Origin of the sequence: Rothia amarae, from assembly GCF_014705945.2 — a bacterium.
Lineage (GTDB): Bacteria > Actinomycetota > Actinomycetes > Actinomycetales > Micrococcaceae > Rothia > Rothia amarae.
In genome coordinates, this window is record NZ_CP061538.1 from 906,049 (window position 1) to 923,326 (window position 17,278).

Annotated in this window: 30 protein-coding genes, 1 tRNA gene and 1 pseudogene; all 32 read left to right on the plus strand. The window is 51.8% G+C overall.

The window, feature by feature from the left end; genetic code table 11:
• Positions 1–12 precede the first annotated feature (12 nt).
• Positions 13–219 (plus strand): hypothetical protein, encoded by a 207-nt coding sequence (locus IDM48_RS04310; protein WP_202939907.1) that lies wholly within the window; start codon positions 13–15, stop codon positions 217–219.
• Positions 216–593 (plus strand): hypothetical protein, encoded by a 378-nt coding sequence (locus tag IDM48_RS04315; RefSeq protein WP_190618201.1) that lies wholly within the window; start codon positions 216–218, stop codon positions 591–593. Before IDM48_RS04310 ends, IDM48_RS04315 begins: the two co-directional genes overlap by 4 nt.
• A gap of 37 nt (positions 594–630) precedes the next feature.
• Positions 631–1,410 carry a bactofilin family protein gene (locus IDM48_RS04320; RefSeq protein ID WP_190618203.1) on the plus strand — a complete coding sequence of 260 codons (780 nt, stop codon included), beginning with the start codon at positions 631–633 and terminating at the stop codon, positions 1,408–1,410.
• A gap of 91 nt (positions 1,411–1,501) precedes the next feature.
• A pseudogene (locus tag IDM48_RS11840) lies at positions 1,502–1,615 on the plus strand (helix-turn-helix domain-containing protein); the annotation flags it as partial.
• A gap of 345 nt (positions 1,616–1,960) precedes the next feature.
• Positions 1,961–2,266, plus strand: a complete 306-nt coding sequence (locus IDM48_RS11640; RefSeq protein ID WP_238398046.1) for a hypothetical protein — start codon at positions 1,961–1,963, stop codon at positions 2,264–2,266.
• Positions 2,263–2,682, plus strand: a complete 420-nt coding sequence (locus IDM48_RS04330; protein ID WP_190618206.1) for a hypothetical protein — start codon at positions 2,263–2,265, stop codon at positions 2,680–2,682. The genes IDM48_RS11640 and IDM48_RS04330 overlap by 4 nt, the downstream gene beginning before the upstream one ends.
• Before the next feature lie 793 nt (positions 2,683–3,475).
• Positions 3,476–3,844, plus strand: a complete 369-nt coding sequence (locus tag IDM48_RS04335) for a hypothetical protein (RefSeq protein ID WP_190618793.1) — start codon at positions 3,476–3,478, stop codon at positions 3,842–3,844.
• Positions 3,844–4,401: a hypothetical protein gene (locus IDM48_RS04340; RefSeq protein ID WP_190618208.1), complete on the plus strand. Its 558-nt coding sequence runs from the start codon at positions 3,844–3,846 to the stop codon at positions 4,399–4,401. Before IDM48_RS04335 ends, IDM48_RS04340 begins: the two co-directional genes overlap by 1 nt.
• The gene (locus tag IDM48_RS04345; protein ID WP_190618209.1) at positions 4,402–4,605 is read left to right on the plus strand and encodes a hypothetical protein; all 204 of its coding nucleotides are present in this window, start codon (positions 4,402–4,404) and stop codon (positions 4,603–4,605) included.
• Positions 4,606–4,776: a hypothetical protein gene (locus tag IDM48_RS04350; RefSeq protein WP_190618210.1), complete on the plus strand. Its 171-nt coding sequence runs from the start codon at positions 4,606–4,608 to the stop codon at positions 4,774–4,776.
• Complete coding sequence (locus IDM48_RS04355) at positions 4,769–4,948, plus strand: hypothetical protein (RefSeq protein WP_190618212.1); 180 nt, start codon at positions 4,769–4,771, stop codon at positions 4,946–4,948. The genes IDM48_RS04350 and IDM48_RS04355 overlap by 8 nt, the downstream gene beginning before the upstream one ends.
• The gene (locus IDM48_RS04360) at positions 4,945–5,205 is read left to right on the plus strand and encodes a hypothetical protein (protein WP_190618214.1); all 261 of its coding nucleotides are present in this window, start codon (positions 4,945–4,947) and stop codon (positions 5,203–5,205) included. Before IDM48_RS04355 ends, IDM48_RS04360 begins: the two co-directional genes overlap by 4 nt.
• 13 nt (positions 5,206–5,218) lie before the next feature.
• On the plus strand, positions 5,219–5,701 hold the full coding sequence (locus IDM48_RS04365; RefSeq protein ID WP_190618215.1) for a hypothetical protein: 483 nt from the start codon (positions 5,219–5,221) through the stop codon (positions 5,699–5,701).
• A complete protein-coding gene (locus IDM48_RS04370; RefSeq protein WP_190618217.1) occupies positions 5,698–6,213 on the plus strand; it encodes a nucleoside triphosphate pyrophosphohydrolase family protein in 516 nt (171 codons plus the stop codon). Before IDM48_RS04365 ends, IDM48_RS04370 begins: the two co-directional genes overlap by 4 nt.
• Positions 6,203–6,676, plus strand: coding sequence for a DUF3310 domain-containing protein (locus IDM48_RS04375; protein ID WP_190618220.1), 474 nt, complete (start codon positions 6,203–6,205; stop codon positions 6,674–6,676). Before IDM48_RS04370 ends, IDM48_RS04375 begins: the two co-directional genes overlap by 11 nt.
• On the plus strand, positions 6,676–7,146 hold the full coding sequence (locus IDM48_RS11845) for an HNH endonuclease signature motif containing protein (RefSeq protein WP_145176316.1): 471 nt from the start codon (positions 6,676–6,678) through the stop codon (positions 7,144–7,146). Before IDM48_RS04375 ends, IDM48_RS11845 begins: the two co-directional genes overlap by 1 nt.
• Positions 7,139–7,663, plus strand: coding sequence for a single-stranded DNA-binding protein (locus IDM48_RS04385; RefSeq protein ID WP_190618222.1), 525 nt, complete (start codon positions 7,139–7,141; stop codon positions 7,661–7,663). The genes IDM48_RS11845 and IDM48_RS04385 overlap by 8 nt, the downstream gene beginning before the upstream one ends.
• Positions 7,664–7,883: 220 nt before the next feature.
• Positions 7,884–8,147, plus strand: coding sequence for a hypothetical protein (locus tag IDM48_RS11850; RefSeq protein WP_420803880.1), 264 nt, complete (start codon positions 7,884–7,886; stop codon positions 8,145–8,147).
• 483 nt (positions 8,148–8,630) lie between these two features.
• Positions 8,631–8,861: a hypothetical protein gene (locus IDM48_RS04395; protein WP_190618226.1), complete on the plus strand. Its 231-nt coding sequence runs from the start codon at positions 8,631–8,633 to the stop codon at positions 8,859–8,861.
• On the plus strand, positions 8,854–9,204 hold the full coding sequence (locus tag IDM48_RS04400) for a hypothetical protein (protein WP_190618228.1): 351 nt from the start codon (positions 8,854–8,856) through the stop codon (positions 9,202–9,204). Before IDM48_RS04395 ends, IDM48_RS04400 begins: the two co-directional genes overlap by 8 nt.
• A 207-nt stretch (positions 9,205–9,411) precedes the next feature.
• Entirely contained in the window at positions 9,412–9,831 is a 420-nt protein-coding gene (locus IDM48_RS04405) for a RusA family crossover junction endodeoxyribonuclease (protein WP_190618229.1), read from the plus strand.
• A 166-nt stretch (positions 9,832–9,997) separates the two neighbouring features.
• The gene (locus tag IDM48_RS11730) at positions 9,998–10,132 is read left to right on the plus strand and encodes a hypothetical protein (RefSeq protein ID WP_274382302.1); all 135 of its coding nucleotides are present in this window, start codon (positions 9,998–10,000) and stop codon (positions 10,130–10,132) included.
• A 117-nt stretch (positions 10,133–10,249) separates the two neighbouring features.
• Positions 10,250–10,498, plus strand: a complete 249-nt coding sequence (locus tag IDM48_RS04410; RefSeq protein WP_190618231.1) for a hypothetical protein — start codon at positions 10,250–10,252, stop codon at positions 10,496–10,498.
• On the plus strand, positions 10,498–10,788 hold the full coding sequence (locus IDM48_RS04415) for a hypothetical protein (RefSeq protein ID WP_190618233.1): 291 nt from the start codon (positions 10,498–10,500) through the stop codon (positions 10,786–10,788). Before IDM48_RS04410 ends, IDM48_RS04415 begins: the two co-directional genes overlap by 1 nt.
• Before the next feature lie 142 nt (positions 10,789–10,930).
• The gene (locus IDM48_RS04420) at positions 10,931–11,659 is read left to right on the plus strand and encodes a hypothetical protein (RefSeq protein ID WP_190618236.1); all 729 of its coding nucleotides are present in this window, start codon (positions 10,931–10,933) and stop codon (positions 11,657–11,659) included.
• Between the two features lie 427 nt (positions 11,660–12,086).
• Positions 12,087–12,308, plus strand: a complete 222-nt coding sequence (locus IDM48_RS04425; RefSeq protein ID WP_190618238.1) for a hypothetical protein — start codon at positions 12,087–12,089, stop codon at positions 12,306–12,308.
• 343 nt (positions 12,309–12,651) lie between these two features.
• Positions 12,652–12,723: transfer RNA gene (locus IDM48_RS04430), tRNA-Asn, on the plus strand.
• A gap of 205 nt (positions 12,724–12,928) precedes the next feature.
• Complete coding sequence (locus tag IDM48_RS04435) at positions 12,929–13,153, plus strand: hypothetical protein (RefSeq protein WP_190618239.1); 225 nt, start codon at positions 12,929–12,931, stop codon at positions 13,151–13,153.
• Between the two features lie 142 nt (positions 13,154–13,295).
• On the plus strand, positions 13,296–13,589 hold the full coding sequence (locus IDM48_RS11855) for an HNH endonuclease (protein ID WP_190618241.1): 294 nt from the start codon (positions 13,296–13,298) through the stop codon (positions 13,587–13,589).
• A 220-nt stretch (positions 13,590–13,809) separates the two neighbouring features.
• Positions 13,810–14,202 (plus strand): hypothetical protein, encoded by a 393-nt coding sequence (locus tag IDM48_RS04445; protein WP_190618243.1) that lies wholly within the window; start codon positions 13,810–13,812, stop codon positions 14,200–14,202.
• An 11-nt stretch (positions 14,203–14,213) separates the two neighbouring features.
• The gene (locus IDM48_RS04450) at positions 14,214–15,722 is read left to right on the plus strand and encodes a hypothetical protein (RefSeq protein WP_190618245.1); all 1,509 of its coding nucleotides are present in this window, start codon (positions 14,214–14,216) and stop codon (positions 15,720–15,722) included.
• Positions 15,723–15,734: 12 nt separating this feature from the next.
• A complete protein-coding gene (locus IDM48_RS04455; RefSeq protein ID WP_190618246.1) occupies positions 15,735–17,276 on the plus strand; it encodes a phage portal protein in 1,542 nt (513 codons plus the stop codon).
• The last annotated feature ends 2 nt before the right edge of the window (positions 17,277–17,278 follow it).

A 17,278-nucleotide genomic window follows, 5' to 3' on the forward strand; every position in this document is an offset into this window, starting at 1 on the left:
GCGGGGGCTTATATGTCTTTTGAGGGGCCGCAGCAGGAGAAACGGTACGCGGCTGTGCGTGCGACGGCTGCTGAGAAGGAGGCGTTAGATGTTGCTGATGCGGCTTATCGGTATGCTGACCGGCTGGCTAGGTCTTTGCAAGCGGAGCTTATGTCTTATCAGAGTGTGAATCGTTCGGTGTTGGCGACGTATTCTGCGGCGGGGGTTGGTGAACGGTGAGCAGGGTTAGTAAGAAAGTCACTGACCTTGTTTACCGGCGTGACCGGGGGCTGTGCCTGCATTGCGGTTCGTCTGACGTGACTATCCAGCACCGGAAGAATGTGGGCGCTGGTGGAGCTAAGAAAGATTCACCGCTTCACCAGCCAGCTAACTTGATTCTGCTGTGCGGTGCTTACAATGCGCTTATCGAGTCAGACCCGCGTGAGGCTTCCATTGCCCGGTTTTATGGGTGGAAGATACGCACTATCCTTCAAGCTTACGAAGAGCCGGTGTTCGATGTGAGCACGGGGTTTTGGTACAGGTTGGGGGACACGGGTTCGCGGGCTATCACAGACGTTGTTAAAGATTTTAGAGAGATGGACGCTTCCTTTTAGGGGGCGTCTTTTACTATACCCAAAGGAAAGAAAGAAAATGACTGAGCTTCACTACAAACTAACTGAAGAAACAAAAATCAACGCCTATGGTGTGAAACTGCACCGCATCGAAGCAACCAAAGATTTGCCCCGCTTTGTGGTTTCTGCTGGCGATAAGGGTGGATGGGTAGAGGACACGAAGAATCTCGGTAACGCTTGGGTGTTCGGCGACGCTGAGGTGTACGGCGACGCTCGGGTGTCCGGTAACGCTGAGGTGTCCGGTAACGCTCGGGTGTCCGGTAACGCTTGGGTGTCCGGTAACGCTTGGGTGTCCGGTAACGCTTGGGTGTCCGGTAACGCTTGGGTGTACGGCGACGCTTGGGTGTCCGGTAACGCTGAGGTGTACGGCGACGCTCGGGTGTCCGGTAACGCTGAGGTGTACGGCGACGCTCGGGTGTCCGGTAACGCTGAGGTGTACGGCGACGCTCGGGTGTCCGGTAACGCTTGGGTGTCCGGTAACGCTGAGGTGTACGGCGACGCTCGGGTGTCCGGTAACGCTGAGGTGTACGGCGACGCTCGGGTGTCCGGCGACGCTGACTACATCTACATGACTACATGCACCACAAACACACTAATGACTACTCTTTTCCGTGAAAAAGATGGTGGGCACACTATCCAGATGGGTTGCTGGCGTGGCACTGTCCAAGAGTTACGGGCGCTTTTTGAGTCTGGTTCTTGGGTTGAGACTGAGGGCGCGGATGTGGAACGTTTGCGTCCTGAGATGTTGGCGCTTACGTCGATGTTTGAGGCGCGTGTGAAGTCTTGGGAGGAAAGTTAGGGCGCTCTAGGTGGCGTCCTTTTCTATACCCCTGAAAGGAGGGAATATGAGCAACGAAGCAATCACATGGGCTTTCGGTTTACGGCTCCCTATGAATGAAAAATTCGTGCTCGTAGCACTTGCAGACTATGCAGACGATGAACACTCTTGTTTTCCATCTGTCAATAAGACTTCTGAGCGAGTTGGGGTTACCCCGCCTACCGTTAGAAAGCTAGTTTCAAAGCTCGCTGAGCGTGGGTTGGTGGAAGTCCAGTCGAGGGAACACCCGCATGGCGGGAGCATGTCGAACAGGTACATTCTTGCGGTTGGCAAAACGCTGGATGAATGCCGTCCAACCTCAGTGAATGGAGGGGGGTTAGATTCTTACCCCCCTGCGAATCTGGCGAGGGAGGGGGGTAAATCTGTCACAGGGGGAGGGGTTAGTTCGTCGCAGGGGGAGGGTAAAGCGGTCTTTAGTACAGTAACCCTCAATGAACCCTCAAATAACCCAAAGACTAACCTTGTTGGCGCGCGGAGCGCACCCAAAGGGCAAAGAGTCACGGAAGATTTCATGCCAGCCCAAAAACACATCGACAAAATACGACGAATGAAACCTGGGCTGAACCTCGAAGTCGAGCACACCAAGTTCATAAACTACTGGCTCAGCAAAACAGGTAAGGACGCAACCAAGCTTGACTGGGGACGAACCTGGGAAAACTGGATGCTAACCGCAAAAGAGGAACGCCCCCAGGACTACAAGCCTGGATATCAAAAACGTCTTGAATACAACACACACCGTTTCACCCAGAAGTACCAGCCAGAGAATCCGCTCAACCAGCCTGGATCCATATTCGCCATTGAAAGGGGCACAGAATGAATCTTCCAGAGACAGAGGCTTTCTTGATTTGGCTCAACCAGATTGACCCACGCGTAGAACCTAACGACGCTTCGGCTGAGGCATGGCAGCGGGCGCTTGCTAAGTACCCTGCTGCTTTGTGCCGTGAAGTGGCGCTGGATTGGACTGCTAAGAATAGTGGCGCTCCCCGTCCGGCTCCTATCCGCGATTTGGTGAAGTCGCAGTGGGAGCATCATCTTCGGCTTGAATCTCGCAAGATACTAACGAATGATCCTACGAAGATTAGCTTTCAGGAGTTCAAGAAGCGTAATCCTGGGCGTGCTCTTGCCGCCTATCAGGAGGGGTATAGGCAGACGCATGGGTGTGATGACCCTAGCCCGCCTGAGTGGACTCGTGATGATAGTTCGGCTTCGATTTTGAAGTCTATGAAGTTTTGACCGTCATGTGGCGGTCATTTTTTATGCCCTGAAACGCCCGCCATTAACCCGTACAGCCCCGTACACGCTCCCAGCGAGTGATTGGCAGGGCGAACATTTTTAAACGCTTAGAAAGGAAAAACATGCCAACCCTCTACCGCGACCCAACCTTTAGACACTTCCAACCACCAGAAGACACCCAAACATGCACACAATGCGAAGCACCCGTACTCGACACCGACGTACCAACCGGGCACGAGCCGATCTGCTTCCACTGCCAAACACTCTTAGGGGAGGGATCATGCGAACCTGCCGACACTGCGGGGTAGAAATACCCGCTGAGGCGCACAAACAAAAGATGTATTGCACGAAAGAATGCAAAGCTAAACAAGCAAGCGCGCTCTCTAAGGAGCGCTACCGTGCCGCGCACCCTGTAGATCACCAGCCTTGCCAGCATTGCGGCGGGGTAATCCCGGAGGGTAAGCGGCGTGGCTCTAAATACTGCTCTAAAAAGTGCTATTGGGGTAGTGGCGCGGGTAGAGCAAAAGAGCGTCGCCACGCGGAACCTAAGCCCTTCAAGCCTTGTGGCTGGTGTGGTGAAGCTATCCCCTCTGGGAGATGGATGTACTGCTCGGACCGGTGTATGCACAGCTATCACAACCGGACTTACTTGGCGCGGCGTGCTGATGCTGAGCCGGTGAAGCGTATCAGGTACGGGCTTGACCCCGCTTTGGCGCGATTTATGGCTTCACGCTCTAGTGGCGCTGAGGCTCGCAGATTCATTCAGGAAAACAAAATGAAAGTAGGAAAGTAAATGACTATCAACCGGCGAAACCTCGTCAAAGGCGCTGCATGGAGCGCGCCTGCAATCCTAGCCACCGCGACCGTCCCGGCTTACGCAGCGTCGCAGACCTGCAACAGTAGCCTCGCCCTGGTGAAGCAGGAGTCGGTGGCGGGGGAGTACACCCTCACCGGGTACATGGAAGGCAACCTTGAGGGGCTGACACTGACCGGGCAGTTCCAGAACCTACCAGACCCAACCAACTGGCAGATCAACGACCGAGTCGCGGTTTATACCGGCACCCAGGACTACCTTTTCTTCACCGCAACCACCACCGCCACAAAGGCCACCATCGGCGGGAAATGCGCGACCACCGTTGCCGCAACCAAGGAGAAAAACTAATGAGCAACAACGAATACCCCGCAGAACTTTTTGAAACTACTTACGCCTGCGCGGTAGACCCTAATTCAATGGAGGCACTGCACCGGAAACTTGGTTATGACCTTGGCAAGAAGCACGCCCTGGCTGATACCGGCGACTGGCATAACCTCACGGGAGCTATCAAGGCTGGTGAGCCTATCGACTTTGAGAAGCTAGACGGTCAGAAAGTGCGAATCACTAATGGTCAATCTTCCGCGGAGTCAAAAATATACCGGAATGAATACTATCTGATAGATAGACCAACCGGGTGGTACTGCATGTTTGGTGATGCTTTCAGGGACGCCTGGAAAGGTTCGGATGGCTGGACTCTTTGGCTTGACGGTGAAATCCCCATGAAGAAACAAACCGCTGACACTCTGCCATTTGGGACTAGTTTCAAAGACTCTCACGGGCATGAGTACGTTGTTGTGGCTTATGGGAGGGTGCAAGCCCTTTATGGGAACTGCAACGTGACACCGGCGAAAAACATTGTTGTCGTTGAGGTTTTTGGCATGTACGGGCAGAAAGAGAGCGAATAAATGAAGCTACCTAAAACAGTGAAAATTTGCGGCGGAGAATACGAAGTAACCGCGTCCTGCTGTGGTGAGGGGGCTAAACTGCTCACTACTTTTTCGTCGCGCCAGCAAGCTGATGAAGCACGGCTAGACCATCTGGACATGTTCCATGATGATGATAACCCGGCTGAACCTGAGATTTTAGACTTCACGAAAGAGAGCGAATAAATGAAGCTAACAATAACCATCACGAACACATCTGAAGGTTGGAATGTTCAAGCCACAGAAGAATTGCAAGATGATACGACTTTTACGGATCGTATTGCGGCACTTTCTTTCGCCCGCAATGTCATCGAAAAAGCAGAGAAAAAAATATTAGATAAGGCTATCAATGACTGAGTACACGCGAGAGCTTTCTAAAGACATCCTGGAACGCCTACAAACCCAGAGGATAGTAGGGAATCAGACGGGTGCATCGCAAGCAGATGTGAGCATTACCGAAGCTCTAACCCTGCTCGCTGAGATTGAGCGGTTACAGGCTGAACTCAAAACCGCTAAGGAAGCGGCATGAGCGTCCGGTGTGAAGCTCACATAGCTACCCCTAATGGTCACGTTTTCTATACCTCTGACCACCCAATAGCAGACGGCATGACCCTCGAAGAGTACCTGCACTACATCAGGTATGAGCGCACACTCTACACCCCGGGGGAGCACGCCACATACACGGTGGACTGGCCCCAGGAAAACATCGTCGTGGAAACCTGCAAGCGTGACGGGACAGTAACGACCCGCCGGTTCTACGACCCCGACCAACCCGAACTCTTCTAAAGGAAGGAGAGAAATGCGAATCACGCAGAAACAGCGAGAAGAACAGCTCAGCCTCTGGCAAGAAGAACTCACCCGGCTAGAACAGCTCGACGGGGCAGACCTCACCAGGGCAGGTAAATCAATGCTCGCACACCAGATACTCACAGCACGCCAAAACATCGAGTACTTGGAGGCGGGCACCGTGGACGGTGAGACCTGGGAGGCGCCCACACCTCAGAAACAACCCGTGCCGAGTGTGGAGGAAAAACGGCGTAAAGCCACCTGGAAACTACAAAACGCCCGGCAGAGAGGAAGAAGGCACGCGGCACTAGCCGAAACCAGCAACCCCCCTGAGACGCGCCTAGACCCAGGCGAGCTATCCATCCCAGGGCGCGCCGGTAAGAGCTTAAATCGTGACCTCGACCAGCTTAAAAAGCACCGCTATCACCTTGACCGGGTACACCACTACCGGAGACAAGAGCAAAAAGCATTAGAAGCATTGGAGAAACTGAAATGAACCTATCTGATTATCAGGCGCGTGCCCTTGAAACCGCGCTACCCACCGCGCTCACACCGGACTATCTTGTCCCGATGATTGTGGGTGAGGTAGGGGAACTATTCGGCGCACTGGCAAAATCAGTCCGAGACGAATGGGACGAAGAACGCACGTGCAAGACTCTAACTAAAGAATACGGGGATGTCGCTTGGGGCGTAGCGGTACTCATGCGCCAAGAGAAGCTAGTCCCATTCCCTGCAGCAACCTCAGAATTTGGTGCAGACCCCGAAGACTTCCCCGATGACCGCATCGAGGCAATGGCAATGCTCAACCATGCGTCGCTAACCATCATGGAGCGAGTACAGAAAAAGCAATCCATCCTACTCCTGGTGCGCATCCTATGGACGATGCTCATGGACTACTGCGAGCTCGTCACTGGCTCGTCTTTTGACGAGGTGCTGGAAGCTAACCTTGCGAAACTCGCTGACCGTAAACAGCGCGGCGTAATCGGCGGGAGCGGCGATGAGCGATAAGCACGAAACCTTTATCGACACCGTAAACCACCCACAGCACTACACTTCGCACCCGTCAGGTATCGAATGCTGGCAAGTCATCAAACACCTGCCTAAAGAGCTTGCCGACGTTATCAAATACCTGTGGCGAACTGACCTGAAAAACGGTGCAGAGGATATCCGAAAAGCGGTCTGGTATCTCAATGAGAACGGGTACATCACTTTTCAGATACTTCAGAAGTGTAAGGAAATCTTTGAAGAAAACGCTATCTACGCAGAGATCGCGTGGAGCTTTGAAAAAGTAGACATAACCCCGACGAACAACCAACTTGCGATTGGCCGGAAGGTTGGGCGCACGATACTTGGTGATGCTTTGGGGCTTATCATGTCTGGCGTGAACGGGTCTGAGCTGAATGATTTTCTTCAAGATGCTTACGCGCTGAAGAATCGAATCAACGAAGAACTAGAGAAAGAAGAAAACTAATGGCGAACAGGAGAACAAGAATTTCTCCTGACGAAAGGTTCTGGGCGAAGGTTGAGATACCCGAAGATAAAACAAAATGCTGGCTCTGGACCGCAGGAAAAATCAAACAGGGTTACGGGGGGTTTCATCCAGATAAGGACAAAACAGTTCTTGCCCATAGATGGTCATATGAACGGTGCAAGGGGGAAATTCCCGATGGCCTTTTTATAGATCATCTTTGTCGTAACCGCACTTGTGTCAACCCGGCACATTTAGAAGCCGTAACCAATGAGGAAAATCTAGCTCGTGGTTACGGCTTTCGTTTACGCAATGGCATGAGCGATTCATGTAAACATGGACACAAGTACACCCCTGAGAACACGTATAGGAATCCCAATAGATATAGCGATATACGCTGTAGGGAATGCGCACGAATTCGCGATATAAGGCGCGGGCGTGGTAAGAAAAAGGAGAAAATAACTAATGGCTAATGACACTCAGATTACAATCGTGGGTAACCTTACCGGGGATGTTGAGCTTAGGTTCACCCCGAATGGTGCGGCGGTTGCTAACTTCACCATCGCATCCACACCCCGCGTTTTTGAGCGTTCAAGCGGTGAATGGAAAGAGGGCGAGACTCTATTCCTGCGTGCAAGCGTGTGGCGTGAAGCCGCTGAAAACGTTGCAGAGACCCTGCGTAAGGGTATGCGCGTCATCGCACAAGGCAACCTGAAATCACGCTCTTACGAGACGAAAGAGGGGGCGCGCCGAACCTCTATGGAGTTGGAGGTATTGGAGATCGGCCCGTCGCTTCGTTTCGCTTCTGCAAATGTGAACCGCAATCAGCGTTCAGGCGGTCAGCAGGGCGGCAATTACGGGAACCAGCAACAGGGCGGTTTCCAACAGCAGTCCCAAGCACAACCGAATACTGACCCTTGGACTCAGAACGCGGGCGGGAACTACAACTGGAATCAGCAAGGCGGTAACGATGAAGAAATCCCCTTCTGATAAAACCCGACATGCGAAGATACAGATCATCATTCCTGAACGTGTCGCGGAACGCGCAGCTACCCGATATGAAGTAGACGAATATGGTTGCTGGATTAGTACCTATTCAGTTGCTTCGCATGGTTACGCACAAGTCGGTTGGCAAGATGCCAGATACAGACAGGTAGTGACTGCACATAGAGCGTCATGGGTTTACTTCAACGGTCAAATACCGGACGGTATGACCGTAGACCATATGTGCAAAGTACGAAGGTGCGTGAACCCGTTACACCTACGAATAATGTCCAATGTCGCCAATGCTAGAGGCGGCGGCGGACTACATAAACAGAAACCAGTGCCCACGGACAAGAAATGTGCTCGTGGGCATGTTGTTTTAAGTTACCCGTCCGGCGCTCTTCATTGTCGTGAGTGTGCTCAGGAATGGGCTAGGCGTAAACGGTTTAGGCAGTCTTTGTCGAAGTCAGGGGTTGGTCTGGCTTCATAACTAAATGATGATTCATGCACCTTACGGGGTGCATTTTTTGTGCCCACTCCACACCAAGGGGTGGGCACACCCATAAGAAAGGGAGACCCGATGCTAAACAAATTTCTCTGCTTTATCCGACTACATGATTACAAGCTCACCGGGGCGTTCCTCACCTGTGAGCGGTGCGACAAAACAATCTCAGCCTATGAGGGTGGCGAGTACTAATGAGCGAACACAAAACTCATCTGGTGCTACGGCGTGAGCACACCGCCATGTATCAGTGCCGGGCGTGTGGGCGGTTGTTCCGTCATACGCCTACGATGGCGCGCAAATTGGCTGACCACCACGAAAGGACAGGGCAATGACTCTTGCAATGCAAGCCATAGATGCGTGTCTGCTCTCAGCCCTCATCATGAAATGGGGCATGGACAGGGCACTCGACCTCTACCCACCATCACACCAGCCGCTTACACCTGTGGATGTACTTGAAAGGAAAGGCTAATGGCTAAGCCACTGCAGTCACGAACAACTTTTAAAAGCAAAGCCTCTGCTCTCGCGTGGGCCGATAAGGAGCGTGTACGTCTCGCTAATTTAGAGCGCGAGTGCGTGGATATTCTCAACGACCGGGATGACGAGGTTCTTACCTTGCGCGTGGAAAACCGGGCACTCAAAGAAGCACTAGCGAGAGCAGAGGCTCAACGCGACTTTTACGAAAGGAAAACCCTTGAATAAGTACGCTATACCGCAAGCCGACCCTGAAAACATTTACAGTTTCACGGATAAGTTCGGGGACACCCTGAATGTTGTCCCGGATGGTTCGGGCGGAATCCTTTTCGAGATAGAGCACGCCGGGGAAACCGTTTCAGTGAACATGACCGCTGATGTTGTGCCAGCTCAGATTATGGCTATGTTCCAGTACGCCGTGGACTCTACAGGTATGCGCCCGCATGAGCTGAAAGAGAAAGCTATCAAGGGCGGTCTGCTTCGTCCCACACGGGAACCGAACCGGCAGGAGCGCCGCCGGGCTAAAAAGCCGGTGTTCAATCCCGGCGCAAGTTTCGGGGTGAAAGCATGATATTCGGGTTTATCGCGGGTACTGCTTTCGCCGTATTCCTTATCGTCTGTGTATGCAAAATCGCTGTGTTGTTTGTGGATAGAAGTTTAGAGACCAGATCATGGTTTCTTTCCGCTATCTGCCTCACCGGCTACGGTCTTTCATGCCTATTAGTTTTTGTTATCGCTGTGGCTTGGCTACTTGGTGCTATTGGGACGGTGTTTTTTTATGCAGGAGGTTAGTTTCTTCGTACCAGGTGTGCCCGTCCCGCAAGGCTCAAAAAACGCCGGGGTGCGCAATGGACGAGCGTTCATGTATGAAGCCAACAAAAAGCACAAGCCCTGGCGCAAAAAAATACAAGACGCCGCAGAGCAGTACCGGGGCGCTTTTGCCGGCGAGACCCCGGTACATATCGAAGAGACATATGTCTTTGAACGTCCACCGTCCGTGAAGCCTTCTAAGCGTCCGCACATGTGCGTGAAACCTGACCTGGATAAGCTCGAACGTTCTACCGGTGATTCGGTGAGCGCCGCGAAGGTTTGGCAGGACGATTCAAGGGTGGTTAGCCGGTTTAGCCAGAAACTTTATGAAGACGAAACGCACCTACCTTTGGGTGCGCACATAACTATCAGAGAGGTAACAGAATGACACCGGAAGATTTGCCTGTTGGCACACGATTTGTTGGTGTACACAAATACCAGCCAAGAGGGAAAGAGGTTTGGGTGCGCCGTGAGTACGACTTGAACCGGGAAGGTACTTGCACTTGCACCGGTCTGGGTAGCGTGGAAATCATCAAAATTCTAGGGAGCGAATAATGCAGGTTCTTGTTGATACTCACGGTTATAAGGCTCGTTGCCGGGAATGTGATTACGTGACCCCGTACTATGCGCAAGCTGCGGGCGCACGTGAGCACGTGGCAGAGCATGAGGCGGTAGAGCATGGCGATTAGGTTAGGTGAGAAAGTTTTTCACCCTGGACATGGGTGGGTTCCTTTGATTGTTGGATGTGATTGTCCTGATTGCCCACCTGTTGAGGGTGGGCTTTCCTCTACCCAAAAGGAGGACTCATGAGTGAGTATCTTCGCCGGTTTCTCCGGGATTACCCCGGCATGGCAGATGCCCAGCACGTGTACCACGTGGAAACAGAATACAACGTAAGCAGAAATGGAGCACGGCACATTATCGGGGTGAGCGCAAAATCTAGCGTCCATTTCACTCGGTTAGACACCGAAGAAGTCGCATCAATAACCCTACCTATGGACGAGGTGGGGTTATTTCTTTACGGCCTGGAACTCTACAAGATGGGGAAAAAGTAATGTCGCAACCCGGTACACATGAATACCACAAAGAATGTGAAAAAACTCTTGCAGACATCAGACGCGAAAGAGAAAAAAGGAATGCTGAGTGGGAGAAAAAGATTGAAGAAACATTCACTAATTCCGGGGAAGAAGCCGCACAACGAATCGCGGATGGGATGAGGCTAGACAACCTCCGCTTTGACCAGCTGGAGATGCTCTTCCGATCCAATATGCAGTTCGCTATGCTCTACGAAATCAACTCCACTCTTAGGGCAATCAAGAATCAAGTGATGGGACTGAAATCATGAAATGGATTCATTTTGCGTTCGTCATTGGTGCGGTCATCTGCGTAGGAGTGCATCATGCCTTACCGCAGGATAGTAAAAGCTCCTCAGCGTTCTTCTATTTAGGTTTAGGTTTTATCGTTCTTATGGCTGTTGGGAGCTTGCTATGACTTATTGCCGTCACTGCGGGGAACCCCAAGACTCCGTGTCCCTCTGCGGTAAATGCCTCATCAAAGTACGCGACCTCTGCGACCGGGCAGGCGAAGCACTCAAAGACCTGGAAGATGAGATAGCTAAGACCACGGCGAAAGCACCAACAGGTTCAGGCGGGGGTGGGGACAAGACTGTTATCAGTTTCCCCGCCCTTTCCGCTAAAGACAACCTGGTACTGGCAGTGAAGGCTTTACAGTCGCGTGCCGGGGCAGACATGACCGGCAAACCATCTGACTTGAAAGCGAAAGCCTACGGTCTACAGAAACCCGGTAAAGATACCGCTGGCGACCCGCTCCACTACCTAGTGAACGACCTCGCCACGGATCTACGCAAAGCACTCAGCATCATTGATGTACGTCAAGAGAAAGAGCTGCTAGGGCGGTGCTCCTGTGGTGAGCTAGTCAAGGCGTGGGCTGGTACGGAAATAGCGAAGTGCCCTCAATGCGGCAGGCAAGTGTCTAAGGGTGAAGCATCCGAACGATTGAATAGCCAGGTCATGGACGGTCTCAACGGGGCATGGCTCAAAGATGCAGACATGGTCATCGCGCTAGAACAATGCGAAATGCCCGTTAGTATCAAAACCATCCAATCCTGGGTGAAAAGGAAACACCTAGTAAGGGATGGGCAGAATCGGACGTGCTTCAATGATGCTGTGCACTTAGCAGAAAGGACACGCCGATGATGGTAACGACTTGACCCCATTAAAGGGTGCAGGTATAGTATACGTTATAGTGCTTGAAGTCTAGATAGAGAGCACTTGACCGGCTGGCGAGTCCGGTCATTTCTTGTTTAACGAGTGCGCATCCTTTCAAAGCTGGGTTTCGTTGGCATAGTATTTCCTTTCAAGTGGTTGTGTAGATGATTCACCCCCGGTAACTGTTCATCACGGTTACCGGGGCTTTCGTCATTTAAGGGGTGAACATGGGAAACATCGACCCCGTAATAATCGCATGGATGAAACGCCGCGACCGCGTAAAAGAAGCCAACGACCGGGTAAACAGATTCAACACCGCACCAGGGCTAAAACAATTCACCGTCCCAGAGGACAAACCACTGGTTCACGGGAAAGCGGATCATACTGCTTGGGAAGCTATCGGGAGGGTAAGCCGATGAAAGTGATGCTAGAAGACGGGCGCGAACTTGAGCTCGCAGTGGACGACGGTGAAACCCTCACTGATGTTGTTGTTATCGGGCACGTCCAAAAAGATGGGTACTCAGGTATCACCTATGCCACTGCTGATAGTTTCGGTGATGGCGCATCAAACATTGTGGTCGCTGGAATGCTGGAATACGCGCGCGACGCTCAAAGGACGGCGGAAGATGTTGACTGATGAAGAACGCGAACTCTTGGACTGGTAACAAGACAGGCACACCCCGGTAATCCTATCCTCCGACTTCGTAGAGCCAGACCTCACGGACTGCGACTAAACAATTCCTCCATGGTGGTACCGAGGTTAATCACCCACCCGCTCAATGGTAAGAGACGACACCAAATACCAGATAACTAAATAGCGCCGGCGTATTCGTACTCGCCGGGCGTAGCGCGTGGAAGAAGAAACCACCAGGTTCGTGACCTGGCACGCGCACAAGGTCTCATAGATAACAAAAGACATTGGGGACTATGAGACCCTAGCGTACCAACCTTGATGGGGGTCAAAGGACAGTGCGAGCATATCTCTCATAGCTCAACAGGCAGAGCGCACGGCTGTTAACCGTGATGTCCTGGTTCGAACCCAGGTGAGAGAGCGTAACCCTCTGCTGGTACACCAGAAAGATTGGGCTGGCTAAACCAACAGAGGGGACACAATCAACAAATGAATAGAGGTCGTATGATGTATGAATACGAGAGCACTATTACATCTGCTATAGAACACATATTCGAATGGTTCAGCGAGGCATCACAGCAAACACGGGACGACTTCGTTTTAGTGAATGATTAGGAGGCAAAGATATGCCAGGTATCAGCAATGATTCATACCAGCCTCCTAACCCGCTAGAGAACCTGATTGCTGCAATCAAATACTACGAGGAAACCACGCCCCCGCTACAACGTCGTATAGCGCAAGAGATACTGAAGATCAGCGAAGAGAACCACCAAGCAGGCATCGACTACATCAGCGATGCACAAGGGTTAGCACTCATCGAACGCGCACGACAGGCAGAGGCAGAAGCATGATACAGCAAGCCAATAAAGGTGAGTACATCATCCACCCTAGTATCAAAGACACCGCAGTCCTTGATGCAATCAATGCCCACGAGATAGCACATGCTACACAAGATGGGTATGCACAAGGCGGGCTATCAAGGTAGGCGACCCTATGCCAGCACGCACGTCAAACAAACACTGGCGCAAGTCACGCCACCAAGCAATCAAACAGGCAATACAAGAAGATAACTTCACCTGCCACTACTGCAACACATGGCTAAGGCAAGAACCAGGCTACCCCAACAGTGTCGAATACGACCACGTAACAGCATGGTCAAAAGTAGGCGACAACACAGACAAAGTCCTATCATGCCGAACCTGCAACCGATCCAAAGGAAACAGGACAGCACCAAAAGCCTACACAGTAGCAAAAATCAAACCACTCAAAGTCTCCCGACAATGGTAAACCCACACACAGCCATATAAGGGACTAAAAACCATCCAAGGCACAAACCACGACACAAGCAAAAACAAACGCCTTAGAACAACCCTGGGGAGCATACCCTGGGTGCATAACTGAACGGTTGCCTCCACCAGGTCTAGTTATCCCCCCCCTGAGGTTTAAATAATTTGAGCCGTATTTGTTTTGCCTAGTCAAACGCATATTTTAGTTTTTGGGGGTTCCTATGGGGTTCGTTGCTGGTCTTGGTGAGCGTGGGCAGGAGATTTGGGAATCTTTGGAGTCTAATGACCCAGTGCGTAACGCGCTTGCTTTGGAGCTGGCTAGAACTGCTGATCGTCTTGATGAGCTTGACAATATTATCCAGGGCAAGGGTGTCTTGGAGTTGATGCAGTTCCGTGTTGATGATTTGAAGCTCAACGATGAGGTTGAGACTGTCGTGATTAATTTGAAGTTTCAGAGTGTTTTATCTGAGGCGAGGCAACAGCAGGTTGCTATGACTCAGATTGTGCAGAAGTTGGCTGCTGGTGGGGAAGATGCGAGGCGTTCGCCTGGTTCTTTGCCGGAGAATGTCACCCCGCTGGCGCTGTTGCAGGAAAAGATGAGTAAGAGAGCTTAGGTGGTGGTTCGGTGCAGGGTAATCAGACTCCGCGTTTTAATACTGCGCCGGTTCCTGCTGGGTATTCGACTGAGGATGCTGATCTTGCTATCGAGTTCCTTCGCGGTCTTGAATATTTCCCTGATGAATGGCAGGAGACCGTTGTGCGGGCTTGGTTGCGTCGTGATCGTGAGGGCGCTTGGTGTGCTAATACATGGGGTGTGAGTGCTGCTCGTCAGAATGGCAAGAATGGCACTTTGGAAATCGTGGAAGTTTATCTTATGGTTGCGCTGGGGTTGAAGATTCTTCATACTGCCCAGTTGTTGCCTACTGCTAAGAAGTCTTTTAAGCGGTTGCTTAATTTTTTTGGGCAGAAGGTTGATGACCCTAATGCGCGGTTTCCTGAGTTGAACGCGATGGTCACTGAAGTTCGCCGCACGAATGGCCAGGAAGCCATTGTGTTGAATAATGGTGGTCTTATTGAGGTGTCGGCGCGTTCTGCCGCTGCTGGTCGTGGTGCTTCTTATGATGTTCTCGTTGTTGATGAGGCTCAGGAGTACGAGACGGAGCAGCAGGAGGCTCTAGAGCCAACTATTTCTGCTTCTCCATCTGGCGACCCTGTGACTATTTATTTGGGCACTCCTCCTGCTGAGGTGGGGGAGCGTGGCGCTCCATTTATGCGTATTCGTAATGCTGCGGTTACTGGTCAGGATAAGCATTCAGCTTGGGTTGAGTTTTCTGCTTCTGGTGACGTGGACAAGATGAGTGAGTCTGAGCTTACTGTTTTTGTGGCAGATCGTAAGAATTGGGCAGATGCTAATCCTGCTCTTGGTGGGCGTTTGAAGCTGAGGACGGTTGAGACTGAGCATTCGCGTTGGTCGGCTCGTTCTTTTGCTCGTGAGCGTTTGAACATGTTTCCTTCCCCTAAAGGAAACGTGACTGCGGCGTTTGATTTTGGGGCGTGGGAGTCTCGTGCTGTTGCTGATGCGCCTGATGGTGACCCGTTGTGTTTTGCGTTGGATATGAATCCTGAGCGTACGCGGGTTTCTATCGCGGTGTGTGTTGGTGACCCTGATGGGGTTAGGCATGTGGAGTTGGCGGCTGATTCTGCGTTTAGTGAGCAGGGTGTTTCTGCTCTTGTGGATTGGTTGTGGGAGCGTTGTAAGCGTCGTGTGCCTGTTGTGGTGGATGCTTTTTCTGGTGCTCGTGCGTTGCTGGAGGTTCCTTTGCGTAATCGTGGTGTGCAGGTGCATGTTCTTTCTTCTGCTGAGCTTGTTCAGGCTTATTCGATGATGAAGTTCGCTGTTGAGGTTGAGGGGAATATTTCGCATTTTGATCAGGAGCAGTTGAATCTTTCTGTTGAGGGCGCGGTGCGTGTTCCTTTGTCTCGTCATTCGTCTGAGTTTAAGGTGGGGCGTTCGTCGTCTGATGTTCAGCTTGCGCCTGTGTTGGCGGTGATGGGTGCTTTTTATGGTGGTTCTAAGTTTGGTCGGAGGCGGCGTTCTGGTGAGCGTCGTTCTCGTGGCGCGATTGTTGGGTAGAGGGGGTGCAGGGTGCAGAAATTGTCTGGCGATGAGTTGAAGATTTTTGAGGTTTTGAAGTCTCGTGTTCAGTCTCATCTTGGTGGTAATCGTCTGATTCGTGATTATCACAGTTCTAAGACGCGGCTCAATGAGATTGGGTTTTCGATTCCGCCTCACATGCGTGATTTTGAGACTTCTATCGGGTGGGCTGAGAAAGCTGTCTCTGTTCCTGCCGCTCGTGTCCGTGGGGACGGGTTCACCGCTGTTGATGGTGGGCGATTCCTTGATGGAGTGAGTAATCTTCTGGGTGAGGATGATTTCAGGGCTAAAGAAAGCTACGCCATTGAGTCGGCTATGCAGTATGGTTGCTCGTTTGTTTTTGTGACTCCTGCCCGGCGTGGGCCACAGTTGAATATTATTGTGCGTTCTGCTGAGGAGGCTTCTGCTGAGGTTGATCCGCGTACTGGTCTTGTGACTGCCGCGTTGGAGATGGTGAATGCGGATAAGTATTTCTTGTATCTTCCGGGTAAGTGTCTTGCGGTTGTGAATGATAAGGGGTCTTGGCGGGCTTCTGCTGAGTTTGTCCTTCCTTTTGATGAGTACGATACTGTGCCGTGTACGGTGTTTACGTGGCGGCCTGATTTGAATAATCCTTTTGGTCGTTCTCGGATTACTCGTCCGCTTCGTGGTTTGACTGATGTTGCGGTGCGTACTCTTTTGCGCCAGGAGACGACAGCTGAGTATTTTAGTGCTCCGCAGCGTGCTCTTTTAGGCGCGGATGAGATGCACTTTACGGATGGTAATGGTAATCGGGTTTCGCCTCTTGCTGCTATGACTGGTGGCGTGTGGGGTTTGCCTGATGTGTTTGATGAGGATGAGGGTAAGCTGGTTCGTCCTGAGCTGGTGCAGTTGTCTCAGGCTTCGATGACTCCTCATTCAGAGATGCTCCGTTCGATTGCTTGTATGGTTTCGTCTGAGACTACTATCCCGCTGGGTTATCTTGGTGTGGTTCATGATAATCCTTCGTCTGCTGAGGCTATTCTTGCTTCGGAGTCGGATATGGTGGCGATGGTTGAGTCGCAGTTGCCGAATATTGGGCGTGCTCGTTCTGATTTGTTGCGTAATATTGTGGCGGTTGCTTATGGTGGGCAGACTAGGGAGCAGGTGGCTTCTCTTGGTTCTGTTCGTGCTCATTTCCGTGATCCTGGGACTCCTACTGTGGCGGCTCGTGCTGATGCTGCGTTGAAGTTTCGGACTGCGTTTCCTGATGGTGATCCTCGTGTTGCTATGGAGATTGCTGGTTTGACGGCTCATCAGATTGACCGGAATCTTGCGTATGCGCGTAAGGTTTCGGCTTCTAGCGCGGTTGATTCGCTTATTGCTGGTCGTGCTCCCGTTTCTACTGTTGATTCAGTGGGGGGGGGGGCAGACGAATTGAAGAAGAAGTTTGATGCTTTAGGTGTGGCTATTCGTGCTGGCGTGAAACCGGAGGTGGCGGCGGCTAAGGTTGGTTTGTCTGGCCTTGCCTTTGTTGATGGTCGTCCTATCACTTTGAAATATGAGGGTGAGTAGGG

Bases quoted from the DNA above. Each gene is read 5' to 3' on its own strand.
- IDM48_RS04310 (WP_202939907.1), top strand. From the start codon at position 13: ATGTCTTTTGAGGGGCCGCAGCAGGAGAAACGGTACGCGGCTGTGCGT.
- IDM48_RS04320 (WP_190618203.1), top strand. From the start codon at position 631: ATGACTGAGCTTCACTACAAACTAACTGAAGAAACAAAAATCAACGCC.
- IDM48_RS11640 (WP_238398046.1), top strand. From the start codon at position 1,961: ATGCCAGCCCAAAAACACATCGACAAAATACGACGAATGAAACCTGGG.
- IDM48_RS04330 (WP_190618206.1), top strand. From the start codon at position 2,263: ATGAATCTTCCAGAGACAGAGGCTTTCTTGATTTGGCTCAACCAGATT.
- IDM48_RS04335 (WP_190618793.1), top strand. From the start codon at position 3,476: ATGACTATCAACCGGCGAAACCTCGTCAAAGGCGCTGCATGGAGCGCG.
- IDM48_RS04340 (WP_190618208.1), top strand. From the start codon at position 3,844: ATGAGCAACAACGAATACCCCGCAGAACTTTTTGAAACTACTTACGCC.
- IDM48_RS04345 (WP_190618209.1), top strand. From the start codon at position 4,402: ATGAAGCTACCTAAAACAGTGAAAATTTGCGGCGGAGAATACGAAGTA.
- IDM48_RS04350 (WP_190618210.1), top strand. From the start codon at position 4,606: ATGAAGCTAACAATAACCATCACGAACACATCTGAAGGTTGGAATGTT.
- IDM48_RS04355 (WP_190618212.1), top strand. From the start codon at position 4,769: ATGACTGAGTACACGCGAGAGCTTTCTAAAGACATCCTGGAACGCCTA.
- IDM48_RS04360 (WP_190618214.1), top strand. From the start codon at position 4,945: ATGAGCGTCCGGTGTGAAGCTCACATAGCTACCCCTAATGGTCACGTT.
- IDM48_RS04365 (WP_190618215.1), top strand. From the start codon at position 5,219: ATGCGAATCACGCAGAAACAGCGAGAAGAACAGCTCAGCCTCTGGCAA.
- IDM48_RS04370 (WP_190618217.1), top strand. From the start codon at position 5,698: ATGAACCTATCTGATTATCAGGCGCGTGCCCTTGAAACCGCGCTACCC.
- IDM48_RS04375 (WP_190618220.1), top strand. From the start codon at position 6,203: ATGAGCGATAAGCACGAAACCTTTATCGACACCGTAAACCACCCACAG.
- IDM48_RS11845 (WP_145176316.1), top strand. From the start codon at position 6,676: ATGGCGAACAGGAGAACAAGAATTTCTCCTGACGAAAGGTTCTGGGCG.
- IDM48_RS04385 (WP_190618222.1), top strand. From the start codon at position 7,139: ATGGCTAATGACACTCAGATTACAATCGTGGGTAACCTTACCGGGGAT.
- IDM48_RS11850 (WP_420803880.1), top strand. From the start codon at position 7,884: ATGACCGTAGACCATATGTGCAAAGTACGAAGGTGCGTGAACCCGTTA.
- IDM48_RS04395 (WP_190618226.1), top strand. From the start codon at position 8,631: ATGGCTAAGCCACTGCAGTCACGAACAACTTTTAAAAGCAAAGCCTCT.
- IDM48_RS04405 (WP_190618229.1), top strand. From the start codon at position 9,412: ATGCAGGAGGTTAGTTTCTTCGTACCAGGTGTGCCCGTCCCGCAAGGC.
- IDM48_RS11730 (WP_274382302.1), top strand. From the start codon at position 9,998: ATGCAGGTTCTTGTTGATACTCACGGTTATAAGGCTCGTTGCCGGGAA.
- IDM48_RS04410 (WP_190618231.1), top strand. From the start codon at position 10,250: ATGAGTGAGTATCTTCGCCGGTTTCTCCGGGATTACCCCGGCATGGCA.
- IDM48_RS04415 (WP_190618233.1), top strand. From the start codon at position 10,498: ATGTCGCAACCCGGTACACATGAATACCACAAAGAATGTGAAAAAACT.
- IDM48_RS04420 (WP_190618236.1), top strand. From the start codon at position 10,931: ATGACTTATTGCCGTCACTGCGGGGAACCCCAAGACTCCGTGTCCCTC.
- IDM48_RS04425 (WP_190618238.1), top strand. From the start codon at position 12,087: ATGAAAGTGATGCTAGAAGACGGGCGCGAACTTGAGCTCGCAGTGGAC.
- IDM48_RS04435 (WP_190618239.1), top strand. From the start codon at position 12,929: ATGCCAGGTATCAGCAATGATTCATACCAGCCTCCTAACCCGCTAGAG.
- IDM48_RS11855 (WP_190618241.1), top strand. From the start codon at position 13,296: ATGCCAGCACGCACGTCAAACAAACACTGGCGCAAGTCACGCCACCAA.
- IDM48_RS04445 (WP_190618243.1), top strand. From the start codon at position 13,810: ATGGGGTTCGTTGCTGGTCTTGGTGAGCGTGGGCAGGAGATTTGGGAA.